This window comes from Carnobacterium pleistocenium FTR1, assembly GCF_000744285.1.
Lineage (GTDB): Bacteria > Bacillota > Bacilli > Lactobacillales > Carnobacteriaceae > Carnobacterium_B > Carnobacterium_B pleistocenium.
On sequence record NZ_JQLQ01000002.1, the window covers coordinates 2588693 to 2604286 of the forward strand.

At 35.8% G+C, this 15594-nt stretch carries 12 protein-coding genes; 9 read left to right on the plus strand and 3 right to left on the minus strand.

Annotated features, from left to right (window positions below; translation table 11 throughout):
- Positions 1-196 precede the first annotated feature (196 nt).
- Genes treP through BP17_RS12640 form a run of 3 tightly spaced genes read left to right on the plus strand, consistent with a single transcriptional unit; the run spans position 197 to position 3904 of the window.
- Positions 197-1705, plus strand: a complete 1509-nt coding sequence (gene treP, locus BP17_RS12630) for a PTS system trehalose-specific EIIBC component (protein WP_035054881.1) — start codon at positions 197-199, stop codon at positions 1703-1705.
- Positions 1706-1726: 21 nt separating this feature from the next.
- Positions 1727-3400 carry an alpha,alpha-phosphotrehalase gene (treC, locus tag BP17_RS12635; protein ID WP_035054883.1) on the plus strand — a complete coding sequence of 558 codons (1674 nt, stop codon included), beginning with the start codon at positions 1727-1729 and terminating at the stop codon, positions 3398-3400.
- Between the two features lie 3 nt (positions 3401-3403).
- Complete coding sequence (locus BP17_RS12640; RefSeq protein WP_232219627.1) at positions 3404-3904, plus strand: GyrI-like domain-containing protein; 501 nt, start codon at positions 3404-3406, stop codon at positions 3902-3904.
- Positions 3905-4191: 287 nt separating this feature from the next.
- Here the strand turns inward: BP17_RS12640 and treR are convergent, their stop codons facing one another.
- On the minus strand, positions 4192-4908 hold the full coding sequence (gene treR, locus BP17_RS12645) for a trehalose operon repressor (protein ID WP_035054887.1): 717 nt from the start codon (positions 4906-4908) through the stop codon (positions 4192-4194).
- Between the two features lie 150 nt (positions 4909-5058).
- Here treR and ade point away from each other — a divergent pair, with 150 nt between their 5' ends.
- Positions 5059-6819, plus strand: coding sequence for an adenine deaminase (gene ade / locus BP17_RS12650; RefSeq protein WP_035054889.1), 1761 nt, complete (start codon positions 5059-5061; stop codon positions 6817-6819).
- Positions 6820-6915: 96 nt separating this feature from the next.
- Here the strand turns inward: ade and BP17_RS12655 are convergent, their stop codons facing one another.
- The gene (locus BP17_RS12655; protein ID WP_035055516.1) at positions 6916-7707 is read right to left on the minus strand and encodes a 3D domain-containing protein; all 792 of its coding nucleotides are present in this window, start codon (positions 7705-7707) and stop codon (positions 6916-6918) included.
- Between the two features lie 408 nt (positions 7708-8115).
- Between BP17_RS12655 and BP17_RS13165 the strand changes: the two genes are divergently transcribed.
- From BP17_RS13165 to mnmG, 5 genes are all read left to right on the plus strand, one after another.
- Positions 8116-8715, plus strand: coding sequence for a TraX family protein (locus BP17_RS13165; RefSeq protein WP_051910539.1), 600 nt, complete (start codon positions 8116-8118; stop codon positions 8713-8715).
- Positions 8716-8730: 15 nt separating this feature from the next.
- On the plus strand, positions 8731-9171 hold the full coding sequence (locus BP17_RS12665; RefSeq protein WP_035054891.1) for an ASCH domain-containing protein: 441 nt from the start codon (positions 8731-8733) through the stop codon (positions 9169-9171).
- Positions 9172-9247: 76 nt separating this feature from the next.
- Positions 9248-10018, plus strand: coding sequence for a DUF3891 family protein (locus tag BP17_RS12670; protein ID WP_035054892.1), 771 nt, complete (start codon positions 9248-9250; stop codon positions 10016-10018).
- A 233-nt stretch (positions 10019-10251) separates the two neighbouring features.
- On the plus strand, positions 10252-11640 hold the full coding sequence (mnmE, locus tag BP17_RS12675; RefSeq protein ID WP_035054893.1) for a tRNA uridine-5-carboxymethylaminomethyl(34) synthesis GTPase MnmE: 1389 nt from the start codon (positions 10252-10254) through the stop codon (positions 11638-11640).
- A 333-nt stretch (positions 11641-11973) separates the two neighbouring features.
- Positions 11974-13869 carry a tRNA uridine-5-carboxymethylaminomethyl(34) synthesis enzyme MnmG gene (mnmG, locus tag BP17_RS12680; RefSeq protein WP_035054894.1) on the plus strand — a complete coding sequence of 632 codons (1896 nt, stop codon included), beginning with the start codon at positions 11974-11976 and terminating at the stop codon, positions 13867-13869.
- A gap of 69 nt (positions 13870-13938) precedes the next feature.
- Here mnmG and BP17_RS12685 read toward each other — a convergent pair whose 3' ends face one another.
- The gene (locus BP17_RS12685) at positions 13939-15474 is read right to left on the minus strand and encodes a ClC family H(+)/Cl(-) exchange transporter (protein ID WP_035054895.1); all 1536 of its coding nucleotides are present in this window, start codon (positions 15472-15474) and stop codon (positions 13939-13941) included.
- Positions 15475-15594 lie beyond the last annotated feature (120 nt).

A 15594-nucleotide genomic window follows, 5' to 3' on the forward strand; every position in this document is an offset into this window, starting at 1 on the left:
AATAAAGGGCTGGTGTAAGAATGTTAAGATTCTTATACCAGCTTTTTACTGCTCAAAAAGTCGTTTTTGTTATACGGTAAGTTTTCAAAAGTTTAGAAAAAGAAAGATAAAACGCTTGCATTCCCTAATGAAAAAGGTTACATTGTACTTGTATATACAAGTTGCAATTATAAAATTATTTTTAGGAGGAAAGAAAATGGCAGATTACACACAAGATGCAAAGCAGCTTTTAGAAGATATCGGAGGTCCCGATAATATTTCTGCAGTCAGTCACTGTGCCACTCGTATGCGTTTCGTATTAAATGATCCTGCAAAAGCAGACAGCAAAAAAATCGAGGATATTCCTGCAGTTAAAGGTACTTTTACTCAAGCCGGTCAGTACCAAGTTATTATTGGTAACGATGTTGCCACATTTTATAATGAATTTTCAAAAATTTCCGGTAAAGAAGGCGTATCAAAGGACGAAGTAAAAGCAGCAAGTAAGCAGAATCAAAATCCGATACAACGTGCGATGTCTGTTTTAGCAGAAATTTTCACTCCAATTATTCCGGCAATCGTAGTAGGTGGGCTGATTTTAGGGTTCCGTAACATCTTAGAAGCTATCCCTATGGAATCGCTTGGTCAATTGATGGTAGATGGTGTAGCACAAGTCAATAATGCTGGAGAACCAGTTTATAATACAATTGTTAATGTTAGTCAGTTTTGGAGTGGTGTTAACTCGTTCTTATGGCTGATTGGTGAAGCTATTTTCCACTTCTTACCAGTCGGTATCACTTGGAGCGTTGCTAAGAAAATGGGAACGACTCAAATTCTAGGAATCGTTTTAGGGATCACATTAGTATCACCTCAATTATTGAATGCGTATGCAGTTGCTGGAACAGCAGCAGCAGAAGTTCCTGTATGGGATTTTGGGTACTTTACGATTGATATGATCGGGTACCAAGCACAAGTTATTCCTGCTATGTTAGCTGGATTTTTACTTGCTTATCTAGAATTGTGGTTACGTAAAGTTATCCCACAAGCTATTTCAATGATTTTTGTACCATTCTTTGCTTTAGTTCCAACCGTTTTACTTGCACATACAGTTTTAGGTCCAATTGGTTGGGTTATAGGGAACTGGGTCTCAAGTGTCGTTTATGCAGGATTAGGAAGTTCGTTTAACTGGTTATTTGGAGCATTGTTTGGCTTCTTATATGCACCATTAGTGATTACTGGATTGCACCACATGACAAATGCAATCGATCTACAATTGATTGCTGATTTCGACGGAACCAATTTATGGCCAATGATTGCTTTGTCAAATATTGCTCAAGGTTCAGCAGTATTAGCTATTATTTTCTTACACCGTGGAAATGAAAAAGAAGAACAAGTGTCTATCCCAGCAGCGATCTCTTGTTATTTAGGTGTAACAGAACCAGCTATGTTCGGGATAAATATTAAGTATATCTACCCATTTGTAGCAGCTATGATTGGTTCGGGTCTTGCAGGGTTGATAGCAACTATTTTTAATGTAACAGCCAATTCAATTGGTGTTGGTGGACTTCCAGGAATTTTATCTATTCAAAATGAATACTGGGGCATCTTCTTAGTTTGTATGGCAATCTCAATTGTGGTACCGTTTGTCTTGACAGTTGTATTCCGTAAATACAATATTTTAAATAAATCAGATCAAGTCGTTGTTACAGAACCAGAATTAGGAAAATAATTTTTAGAGAGTAGGAATAAAATGAGTACCTTTCATGAGAAAGTTGTGTATCAGATTTACCCAAAATCTTTTAAGGATTCAAATGGAGATGGAGTAGGGGATTTAAAAGGGATTATTGAAAAAATACCCTATCTAGCTGACTTAGGTGTTGATGTATTATGGATCAATCCATTTTTCATTTCTCCTCAAAAAGACAATGGCTATGATATCGCTGATTATGTAGAAATCGATCCATTATTTGGAACGATGGAAGATTTTGAGGAACTCATTGCTGTAACTGTTGAATACAAACTGGAAATTATGTTGGATATGGTTTTAAATCATACATCTATTGAACATGAATGGTTTCAACGAGCTTTAAAGGGAGAAAAAAAATACCAAGATTACTATATCTTACGTGACCCCAAAGCAGATGGAAGCCACCCTACAAACTGGGTCTCAAAATTTGGAGGCCCAGCTTGGGCTCCTTTTGCGGATACTGGAAAAGAGTACTTGCATTTATATGATGTGTCGCAAGCGGACTTAGATTGGCGTAATCCTGAAGTAAGAGAAGAAGTATTCAATGTAGTCAATTTTTGGTTAGAAAAAGGCGTAAAAGGATTCCGATTTGATGTAATCAACGTTATTGGTAAAGAGGAAGTCCTTATTGATGCAGAAGATGGCGTAGGAAAATCTTTGTATACTGATCGACCAATAGCGCATGAATTTATTCATGAAATGAATCAAAAAACTTTTGGAAAACAATCCAATATAATGACTGTTGGAGAAATGTCTTCAACGACGATTGAAAATGGGATCGCTTATTCTAATCCTGATAAACAAGAGCTTTCTATGGTTTTTAGTTTCCATCATTTGAAAGTCGACTATTTAGATGGAGAAAAATGGAGTAAGATGCCATTTGATTTTATGAAATTAAAAAAATTACTCAATGATTGGCAAGAGGGAATGTCTAAAGGAAATGGTTGGAATGCATTGTTCTGGAATAACCATGACCAACCACGAGCAATAAGCCGCTTTGGAGACCCTATTCATCATTTTGAGGCATCTGCTAAGCTTTTAGCTCAGACGATTCATTTGCTGCGTGGAACTCCTTATGTGTATCAAGGGGAAGAACTTGGTATGACGAATCCAGAATTTCAAGAAATTACCGATTATGCAGATGTAGAAACGCACAATGCTTATAAAGAACTGCAAGATAATGGTTTGTTACCTGAAGAAATCATGGAAATCATCAAAGAAAAATCGCGAGATAACAGCCGAACCCCAATGCATTGGACAGATGAAAAAAATGCTGGTTTTACAACTGGAGAACCATGGATAAAAGTAGCTGGAAACTATCCTGAAATCAATGTAGAAAAAGAGCGAAAAGAAGGAACGATTTTCACCTTTTATAAAAAATTAATTCAACTTAGAAAAAAGATGCCAATCATTGCTGAAGGAGATTACCGTGGAGTCTTAATGGATCATCCGAGCATCTATGGTTATGTAAGAGAGTATGAAGGTGAACAATTATTAGTTCTTAGTCATTTCTATGCAGAAGCTGTAACGGTTGAAATTCCGCAAGAATTTTTAACTAGAGCTAGTTGTTATCTTATTGGTAATGGGGAAAAGAGAGTATTGACAGCAAAAATGGAATTAGGTCCTTATGAAACGATGGCTTTCTATTTTGAAGCAGATGAAAAAAAGAAGGGGTAATTTATGAATAAATTTGAATGGAAAAAACACTCAAAGGAACTTTATTTACCAAAACAAAAGCCAGCTATTATTGAAGTTCCAGAAATGAAATTTTTTACAATAGAAGGCAAGGGTAATCCGAATAGTGAACCATTTAAAAAGAATATTGAAACTCTTTATTCCTTGTCATATGCAGTAAAAATGATGTCAAAAAAAGGAATGACTCCAGAAGGCTATTTTGACTATACCGTTTTTCCTTTAGAAGGCTATTGGGATTTGGATGAAAAAGGTAGGAAGTTAGATTATCTAAATAAGGATCATTTAGTATACAAGTTAATGATCAGACAACCTGATTTTGTGACCGAGGATGTATTTCATTATGCCATGGATAACGTCAATGGAAAAAAGAAAGCTATTGATTTAGAAGGTGTCCGATTCGAATCGATAACAGAAGGCCTATGTGTGCAAGCCTTGCACATTGGAAGTTATGAGGGAGAACCAGAAACATTCGAATTAATGGAATAATTTTGTTCGCAAAATAATCTTAAAAGAGCAGAAAAAACCCATAAAGAAATTTATCTTTCAGATGCGAGAAAAACGGCACCAGAAAAATTAAAGACGGTTTTGCGATTTAAAGTGACTAAGATTTAATTTTGCCTGTATTTTGGGACGTAATTAACTGAGAATAAGAAAAAAGGTCTGTTTATCAGGAAACTGATAAATAGACCTTTTTTTGTTTTATAGCGATTGATTGAAATTTGGTAAGTGACTGGATTAAATTTAGCAACACTAAAATTATAAACCGAATTTTTTTAAAGTGAGTTTCTACGTCTGGCAAAATCGACAAAACGAAAGCGATCCAAGCGGTGACGAGACTCGGTATGCTGAAAGAGAGTCGTGTTTTCTAAATAAACATCACTTCGTACAACCACAACATGGGTATCATCTTGTAAATCCATCAAGCGTTTATCTTCTTCTGTGATAGGATCTACCGTTATCTCTTTTTGAGCATAACTGATGGTTAATCCAAGTGTGTGTTCAATATAATAGTACAATGAATGTTCAGCGGCATCAGTTGGAATAGTTGGAATGATAGAAGTGAGCAAGTAGTCTTTATCTATGATAACTACTTCGTTGTTTACTTTTCTCAATCGTTCAAGATACAAAATAGAAGTATCTAATGGAAGCTTTAAATGATCAGCTAAGTATTCAGAAATCGGTTGTAAGTCATTGTGAACCACGATAGTTTGACTATTCATTTGTTGTGCATCTTGAAGTTCCTTGTAGCTTGTTAAGCCAGAGACAGGGAAATCAAAGCGTTTAACGTCTAAAACAACAGAGCCTTTCCCCTGCAGCTTTTGAATATACCCTTTTTCTAAAAGTAAATTTAAGGCCTTTCGGATTGTTTCACGGGAAACATTGTATGTTTTTACTAGTTCATTCTCACTAGGCAAAAGATCACCGGAAATAAAGCGTTGATTTAAAATATCCGCTTCAAGATCTAAAAAAATTTCGTTAAACTTACTCATATATATTCCTCACATTCTTATCCTTAACTTATATTCTAGCATAATCTAGTACGAAAAACTTACAATAAAGAGTTGTTTTTAAAATTAGCTAGTGTAGTATTGTAAGAATATAAAAACGAAAATTCTATAAAAAATGAGGAGGTATTTAATTTGGAAAATGTAAAAACTTCAGCATTAGAAAAAAGAATAAAAGCGGCAGCTAAAAAGATACCAGCTGATTTAGTCGTTAAAAATGGAACGATCGTAAACGTATTTACGGGAGAACTTATGTGTGGAGATATCGCTATTACAGAAGGTATGATTGTAGGAATCGGTTCGTATGATGGAGTTGAAATCATTGATGCGCAAAATAAAATCATTGTTCCAGGGTTTATTGATGGACATGTACATATTGAAAGCTCATTGTTGACCCCAAAAGAATTTTCAAAAGTGGTCTTGCAGCATGGTGTAACAAGTGTCATTACAGACCCGCATGAAATTGCGAATGTCGCTGGAGCGGATGGTATTCAATTTATGTTAGAAGAAGCTGGGAAATTGCCAATGGACATTTATGTCATGTTATCTTCTAGTGTCCCAGCAACAGCGTTTGAAAATAATGGAGCAGTATTAACTGCTGAACAACTTAAACCGTTCTTATCCGAACCGAAAGTATTAGGTTTAGCAGAAGTGATGGATTTTGTGTCTGTTAAAAAAGGCGATCGTGTCATGATGGATAAGCTTGCAATGGTTCAAGAAATGAACGGGTTTATCGATGGGCATGCTGCCGGTTTGACAAGAGAGGAATTGAATATTTATTTAGCAGCTGGAATTCGAACTGATCATGAAGGTATCAATGCTCAAGAAGCAAAAGATCGTTTAGACTTGGGAATGTATTTAATGATCCGAGAGGGTACTGTAGCTAAAGATTTAACTGCCTTATTACCTGCTGTAACGGTCAAAAATGCTAGAAGATGTTTATTTGTAACAGACGATAAATTGATTGATGATTTAATAGAAGAGGGTAGTATTGATCATATTATCCGATTGGCCATCCAAAAGGGACTAGATCCTATAACGGCTATCCAAATGGGCACTTTAAATACAGCGGAATGTTTTAATCTTAAACACCTAGGTGCAATTGCTTCAGGTTATCAAGCTGATTTCTTGATTTTGGATGATTTAGAAACGATTGCTATTGATCAAGTATATAAAAAAGGTATTTGTATCTCAGATAATGGAAAGTTAAACAGTTCCTTATTTGAAACGAGTCTTAAGACAAAGCTTAGCGGCGCTGACCTAGCAAAAATAAATACGCAAGAACTGATAATGGACGCATTAGCGATTCCTTTAACGGATTCCACTTGTAATGTTATCGGAATTATTCCAAATAGTTTGGTTACCGATCATTTAAAAGAAACAGTTAACGTTGAAAAAGGTCTTTTTGTACCTTCAACTAAAAAAGATCAGTTAAAAATCGCGGTTATTGAACGGCATAAAGGATTGAATCATATTGGGTTGGGCATTGTAAAAGGTTTTCGCTTGAAAAATGGCGCAATTGCCACAACTGTGGCTCATGATTCACACAACATAGTAGCAGTAGGCACTTCTGATCAAGAGATATTAAAAGCAGTTGAACAAGTAATCAAAACTAATGGAGGTTTAGCGGTTGTTTCAGGAGAGCAAGTTTTAGCTTCGCTAGCGCTACCTGTAGCAGGTTTGATGACAGAATCTGGGTATATAGAAGTCAATCAAACTTTAAAAAAATTAAATGAAGCTGTCACAATGATTGGGGAATCTGTCAACTTTAATCCATTTTTGACCTTATCCTTTTTGACTCTTCCAGTCATTCCAAAATTAAAACTAACAGACTTAGGATTATTTGATTTTGAAAGTTTTTCTCATATACCGATTCAAGCTATAAAAGAGCAATAAAAAATCCACCTGAAAGATTATTATCTTTTAGGTGGATTTTTTTATTAACTATTCGAAATCGGGGGAAATGAATAAGTTAGGTTTAATTCAAATTTATTAGTTTAAAATTTGAACGTCAATTGTTTGTCTACCAAAATTTGTAGCTGTTGTTAAATCAGTGATGTGGACGTCGATACGATTGCCATTAATAGCACTACCAGTGTCTCCAGCAGTAAAAGTACCGTATCCTGGAACGTAAACAGTTGATCCTAAAGGAATGACACTTGGGTCAACAGCGATAACATTTGGATTTTGATTTAAGTTGATTCCAGTTGCAGTAGTATCACTTAATTCTGGTTGGTTCGTTGAGTAAGCTGTTGCTTCAACAGTAACGGTTTGACCAGAACTTTCAGATGGTGTTTCAGCTTTAGGTGCTTCTGGTGTGGTTGCTGCAGGTTCTTCAACAGCGACAGGTTCTTCAACGACAGGTGCTTCTTCAACGACAGGTTCTTTAACTTCTACAACTTCTTTAGGTTCACTAACGTTGTAGCTTTTAGTATCTTCAGCTGTTTCAATAGTAACAGTTGAGTGATCAGCAGATAAAGAAATAGTATTGCCACTATAAATAGCATTGGCATTATTGATATCATTTACATCTACTAAAGAATCAATAGATAAATCAGTTGCTAAGGCTACAGATGATAATGTATCGCCCCATTGAATCGTGTATTCTGTGCTGCCGTCTTCAGTACTTTTAAGATCTTGTTTAATTTCATTTGCAGTACGAGCTTCCCAAGTACTTGCAGTATATTCAGCAGCTGATGCTTCTGCTGGATTTGAAACAGCTATAACCCCTGTTAAAGCTAAAGTTGCACTTGCTATAAAAAATTTCGATTTAAAGTTTTTCATTTTTTTTTGTTCTCCTTTTGTTTTGTATTTTGCCAAGAATAGTGTTTCGCCTACAAATTACTTAAGGTAAGAGAAGTTGACTGTGGATTCTGAGCGACATTGTTTATTTTGAGCTATAAGCTCTATACAAATGAAGGTATTTCTCCTTCAACAAATGCTATCCTACCACGGTAAAAAAAAAAGAAAAGTCCTTTTAGCCATTCGTCATGAGTTCTTATTGATTCTGTATTAATTGAAGAGTTTCTTTACTAAAAGAATACAAAAAGCAAGTTTTGTCGTAAAATATGACTTAATTTGTAATTTATATTGAATGGATCTTATCTCGGAAAGCAAAAAAAAATCTGTAGGTTCTATTTTTAAAATGGTAAAATGCTTGAAACAGCGGTTTTAAGGCGATTGGAGGGTCGTATGACAAAAGAGAGTTACGATAAAATCAATGCCATTAAATGGATTGGAATTATTACAATGACAATTGACCATGTGGGTTATTACTTGTTTCCTCAAATGATTTGGTTGCGTATTATAGGAAGAATTGCATTTCCTTGCTTCCTTTACACGACTATTCAAGGTGTTGAACATACAAGGAATTTCAAAAAATACCTTTCTCAATTGATAGTAACGGGAATTTTAACCATTCCTATCACCCAATATTCTGGAACAACATTTAATATCTTGTTTACGCTGGCCTTGTTGGCTATTTCTGTGAAAGATAAACGTTTTTTTGTACTATCGCTAGTGCTAAGCTACTTTTGTGAGTATGGGATATATGGTTTTTTACTAGGATGGGCTATTTATTATATGGTCTCTTTTCATCAAGGATTTGGCGTCTTTCTCTTTTTGGGAGTGCAGTTTCTCGCAGGATCGATAATACAAATTTTTGCTGTTTTAGCTATTTTCCTACTACTAAATAGCACCTATAGTCACACAAAAAAAATACCCAAAATTTTTGGCTATCTCTATTATCCACTGCATCAAGTCCTTTTATTGGCTATTCGATTTAATTTATAACTAAGGAGTGAAATCATGAAAGAACAAGAAATGTGGCAAAAATTTTGTTTAACCTTCCCGGAGTATCAGGATAAGACTTACCAGGCTTGGAGTTATGGAGTCGAACCAGATGAATTAGCGCGATTAACTTTTGAAAAGGTAAAGACAACTACAGCTTCAGCCTTTGAAGAGTATGCTTTAGAAAATGAAGCTTTACCTAAAGAAGGTGAGTTAAACATTATACTAGATGCTAATGAAGAAGCAGTATGCGTCACAAAAACAATTAGAGTATCTGTGGTTTCTTTTTTGGAAGTTTCCGAGGAACATGCCTATAAAGAAGGAGAAGGAGATCGTTCGTTGCATTACTGGAGAGAAGTCCACAATGCTTTTTTCAAAGATTCTTATACAAGAAAAGGTTTAACTTTTCATGATAATATTCCGGTAGTCTGTGAAGAATTCGAAGTCATTTATAAATGAATTTGACTTTGAAATTAGTGGTATACTTAAAAGCGGAATAGTTATTAATAGGAACAAGTTGAAAGGGTGCATAGTTATGATTATTAGAGAACGTGAAGCTGATTTTGTAATGATTGAACAAAAGAACCATGCTCAATTTGCTGGAGACGTGATGGCTCAATGGAAAACAACTTTATTCCAAGGAGAACAGTTAAGAAAGTCGGTCGACTATGCTATTCTTATGCATGATTATGGCTGGGAAAATCTTGATAAAAGTCCTTTTTTGAATGATAAAAAACAAGCTCCCTATTCGCTTTTTGATTTTCCAAAAGCGCCAAAAATTATATTTTATACACATGGTATTGATGAAGTTGAGAAAGTTGATGCTTATGCAGCATTGCTTTGCAGCAGACATTACATTCAGTTCTTTTTTAAAGATACATCAAAAGAATCAAAAGCTTTTCTTAAACAAGAAGAAGAAAGAAAAAAACGGATTATTTCTGCTTTGGATGAATTCGATGAAAAGTTATTTGATTTTCACTATGCTTTGTTGGCGCTTGGAGATACCTTATCTGTATTCGCCTGTGTGAACGAACCAGGAGCTACCAAAGAAACCCTTCATCCGTTCTTTAAAAAAGGACTTTCTTTATCTTCTGAACTTGGATTGAAAGAACTAACAATGATGGCAAGCTGGAGTGATGAGCACACAATCGTATTAGATGTCTTCCCTTTTGAAAAAACAGTTAATAGTAAAGTAATCCAAAAAGTCGTTCCGAAAGCAGCTATCCAAGAAAAAGGTCTATTAGATAGTTACAAAGAAACTGAATACGAGGAAGTAAGCATCAGCGTTAAATCGAAAGAAAGTTAAGTTGAAACAGCTGAAAGTTTTTATTAAATAAAATCAGCTGAAGTTGTTGACAAATAGTTAGAGAACTTGTATAGTCTTAACGGAACAACAAAAAGACTAATAAAACCACTAAAAATAAAATAATCTTATCTGAATGATAAAGTAGTCAAAGTGCTTTCCATTCCTTTTGTAGCTAACAAAGGGGTGGAGTGGGCACTTTTTTCGTGCAAAAAAATAGTAAGGAGTGAGTGAGCTTGTCATTAGAATTTGAAACAATTGCAGCTATTTCGACGCCTCCTGGTGAAGGGGCAATAGGAATTGTTAGGTTAAGCGGGGAACAAGCGATTGAAATTGCAGATCGCGTGTATAAATCTGGTTCAAAAGCACTAGCTGAACAAAAGAGTCATACTATTCACTATGGTCATATTGAAAATCCTAAAACAAATGAAGTAATTGATGAAGTCATGATATCCGTTATGCGTGAACCCAAAACGTTTACTAGAGAAGATGTTGTTGAAATCAATTGTCATGGCGGCATTACTTCAGTCAATCAAGTCTTGCAATGTGTTTTACAAAATGGAGCTCGCTTAGCTGAACCCGGTGAATTTACCAAACGGGCCTTTTTGAATGGACGAATTGATTTGTCTCAAGCAGAAGCCGTAATGGATCTGATACGTGCTAAAACGGATAGAGCTATGCATGTTGCATTAAAGCAATTGGATGGAAATTTGTCTCATTTAATTCGTAATTTACGGATGGATATACTGGATACATTAGCTTTAGTAGAAGTAAACATTGATTATCCTGAATACGATGATGTTGAAGAAATGACTTCAAAATTGTTAATTGAAAAAGCTAAACTAGTTAAAGCTTCCCTTCAACAATTGCTTGCAACGGCAAGCCAAGGGAAAATTTTAAGAGAAGGTTTAGCGACAGCAATCATTGGTCGGCCAAATGTTGGGAAATCGAGCTTGTTGAATTATCTGTTAGACGAAGAAAAAGCTATCGTTACAGATATCGCTGGGACTACGCGAGATGTTATTGAAGAGTACATCAGCGTTCGTGGAGTACCGTTGAAACTGATCGATACAGCCGGTATTCGCGAAACAGAAGATATTATTGAGCGTATTGGTGTAGAAAGAAGCCGCCAAGCCTTAAGTGATGCTGACTTAGTGTTGTTAGTATTTAATCAAAGCGAAACCTTGACACTAGAAGATGTTGCTTTAATTGAAGCAACAAAGCAACAACGTCGCATTGTGATTTTAAATAAAATGGATTTGCCAAATAAATTAGATTTAATTGAACTAGAAACATTAGTAGACCCAGAAAGTATCGTGAAGACATCTATTTTGTCTAAATCTGGTATAGATATTTTAGAAAAGAAAATAGCAGATCTTTTTTTCACTGGTCAAACAGGCGAACGAGATGCAACTTATGTATCTAATGTACGTCATATCGCGTTGTTAAATGATGCAGAAGCTGCATTAGACGAAGTTATCAGCGGAGTAGAAGTTGGTATGCCAGTTGATCTTGTTCAAATCGATATGACCCGTTGTTGGGATCTATTAGGCGAAATAACTGGAGACAGCGTCCAAGACGAACTACTGACCCAACTATTCAGCCAATTCTGCCTAGGAAAATAGGAAGGATGTGTAGCATACCGCTTAGACTTGACAGAAAAACAAGGAATTCTGTAAGGGATGTTTCATCCCTGTAAGAATTACGTTTTTTCCGAAAGTCTGGTATGCGAAACTCAACTACAGGATGTTGAAATTCCCATCTAGACACACAGCAATTTTCAAGAATTGAAAGCAAGAGCATCCCGCGCATTGCGTCAAATTTTGAAAATAGCCCAGTGTCTGGGAAGTGAAACTCAACTAAGGGATGCGAAGTTCGACGTTTAGGTTCAACTATTAGTATATGAGAAAATTAGAAGTTTAAAAAAACTGAAATGCTGGAAAGAAGGGATTGTTTAAATGAATCATTATGAAGCTGGAGATTTTGATGTAATCGTTGTTGGTGCAGGACATGCTGGATCAGAAGCTGCATTAGCAGCAGCAAGAATGGGAAGCCAAACACTTTTAATCACCATTAATTTAGATATGGTTGCTTTCATGCCGTGTAATCCGTCAATTGGGGGACCAGCTAAAGGGGTCGTAGTCCGAGAAATTGATGCTCTTGGTGGTGAAATGGGTCGCAATATTGATAAAACATATATACAAATGAGAATGTTGAATACTGGTAAAGGCCCGGCAGTTAGAGCTTTACGTGCGCAAGCAGATAAGTTTATGTATGCAAATGAAATGAAAAGAACAATTGAAGAAACCAAAAATCTTGTTTTAAGACAAGGTATTGCTGAAGAATTAATTATCGAAGATGGTATATGCAAAGGGATTATTACAAATACGGGTGCTATATACCGTTCTAAAGCAGTTGTTTTAACAGCGGGAACGTCTTCTCGTGGTCAAATCATTATTGGAGAATTAAAATATTCTTCAGGTCCAAACAATTCACAACCGTCTATTAAATTATCAGAAAGTTTACTAGAAAACGGATTTGAATTGAAACGTTTTAAAACAGGAACGCCCCCTAGAGTTAAATCATCAACCATTGATTATAGATTGACAGAAGAACAACCGGGGGATGAAAAAGCGAATCATTTTAGTTACGAAACACCAAATAGTGCTTATCTAAAAGATCAATTATCTTGTTGGTTAACGTATACGAATGAAGATACTCATCAAAAAATTCAAGATAACTTACACCGTGCACCAATGTTTACGGGAATCGTTGAAGGAGTTGGTGCGCGTTATTGCCCATCAATTGAAGATAAAGTTGTTCGTTTTAGCGATAAACCTAGACATCAATTATTTTTGGAACCAGAAGGACGCAACACTGAAGAAGTATACGTCCAAGGCTTATCAACATCGCTTCCAGAAGATGTTCAACAAGATATTATACACTCAATCGAAGGGTTAGAAAAAGCAGAAATGATGCGTACCGGTTATGCAATTGAGTACGATGTGGTCACACCGCATCAATTGCGCCCTTCTTTAGAGACAAAAGTAGTTGAAAATCTATTCACTGCTGGTCAAATGAACGGAACTTCCGGTTATGAAGAAGCAGCAGGACAAGGGATTATGGCTGGTATCAATGCAGCGCTTAAAGTCCAAGGAAGAGAACCCTTTATTATGAAACGCAGTGAAGGTTATATCGGAGTTATGATTGATGATTTAGTGACTAAAGGGACTAATGAACCTTACCGTTTATTGACATCTCGTGCAGAATACCGCTTATTATTACGTCATGATAATGCCGATTTTAGACTGACTAAAATAGGCCATCAAATAGGATTGATTTCAAATGAGCGCCATGAGGCATTTTTAATCAAAAAAGCTCAAGTTGAAAAAGAATTAGAACGCTTAGGTTCTATCCGTTTGAAGCCTACCGTAGAAATTCAAGCTTATTTAGCTGAAAAAAATCAATCACCATTAAAAGATGGTATTTTGGCTAAAGACTTCTTACGCCGACCAGAAGTTTCTTATCAAGAACTTTCAGCTTTTGTCCCACGTGATTATGAACTTCCAGCAACTGTCGAAGAACAGGTGGAAATTCAAGTGAAATACGAAGGATACATCGCTAAAGCTTCTCAAAAAGTTGATAAGTTAAAACGCATGGAAAACAAACGTATACCGGAAAATATCGATTATGCTTCTATTAATGGAATCGCTACTGAGGCTAAAGAAAAGTTGATTAAAATTCAACCTGAAACAATTGCCCAAGCTAGCCGTATTAGTGGTGTGAACCCAGCAGATATTTCAATTTTGATGGTTTATGTAGAACAAGGAAAGATTGCAAAAGTACACGTATAAGAATAATAGTCATAAAAAGACCGTACACTTAAGCTGTTGCTTAGGTTTACGGTCTTTTTGCATACGTTATTAAATTTGGTGTTTGTTTAATAGGTTTCGAACGGCATTAGCTTTCCTTAAATCACAAGTAATGATCAAATGATCTCCAACATGAATAAAAGTCTGTCCATGAGGAACGATATGTTCATTTCCTCTACGCATGGAAGATATGATGACTTCTTCAGGCCAATCTATTTCATTTATCGACTTTCCAGATAACAGACTATTTGGTTCAATAGCATGCACAAAGGAATGCGGCTTGCTAATAATGACATTGTTATCAGCAGGAAGCAGCCTTTCCAATAAACTTTCATAGATTGGTTTAACATCTAAAAAGTCTGCTGTTATATAGGCTGTCAAAGAAACAACGGCTAAGGGCATTAATTGATTCAACCCGCCAACCATCTCTGTCACTAATAAAATAGCGGTCAAGGGTGCTTTTCCGATGGCAGTAAAGTAACCAGCCATAGCAAAGAGAATAAAATGGGGCAAATATTGAGCATCCATTTGGAAATAGTTGATCATGAACTGGGCAAATAAAGCACCAAGTATGGCACCTAAAGATAGAATAGGTAAGAAAATACCTCCTGGAACACTGGCACCATAAGATACCATAGAGAAAATAAAGCGGAAAATAAATAATCCAACTAAAACAGCTAGCGATAAATTCCATTCAGTAAACCGCACGACGATCCCACTTCCACCACCAATTATTTCCGGTAGATAATAGCCAATTGGAATCACTAATAGAAGCGGAATAACTGAATTAAAGTGTACCGGAATAAAAGAAAACAATTGATAAAATTTCGGAAGGACATCCAATAAAACTTTATTGTAAAGCCAGCCCCCTATCCCTAAAAAAATCCCTAATAATGGCAAGTAGATATAATGCTGAATGGGAAGAGACGTCACGGCTCCGATATCCAATACCGGAGTCAAACCAAAAATGGTCAAAGAAACGAAATTGGCAGTAATAGCAGAAGCAAATGTCGTGATAGCAACTAAAGGAGAGAAATTGTGGTGGACTTCTTCTAAAACAAACAATAACCCTGCTATAGGCGCATTAAAAGCAGCTGCTAAACCTGCACCTGCTCCACTAGATAATAAAACATTTTCTTCTATTTCATCGCCTTTTGTTAGTTTGCTGACACCTGCTCCGATTGAAGCTCCTAATTGAATAGAAGGACCTTCTCGGCCAAGGAAAAGTCCAAATCCAATAGCTAACAATCCACTAATGAATTTTTTCCATAGAATAGACCACCAAGAAGTATAAATAACCCCTTGAACTTGACCTTCTACTTGAGGAATACCACTTCCTTTAATATTCGGTTCGCTTTTGATAAATAACCCAATAATAATAGCAACACCAATAGACACAAATACCCATGGAATCAACCACAATGGTTCTGAGTGGAAGAATTTGTACAGGTGAACAATATTTTCTAGAATAATTTCTACACCTAAACGAAATAAGCTGACAATTACCCCAGCTAACGCCCCTACTAATACTCCTTTAGTGATGTACCGGATTTGTCGATCATTAAGTTTAGTTAATAATTTGTTCATACTGTAATCTTCCTTTTTTTAAAACATATTTTCAGCGTCTATCTTCTATACTACTCTTTTTAACGGTACGGATACAGGACAATTTTTAAAACAACAGAAAACACTTTACTTTAATAGCAG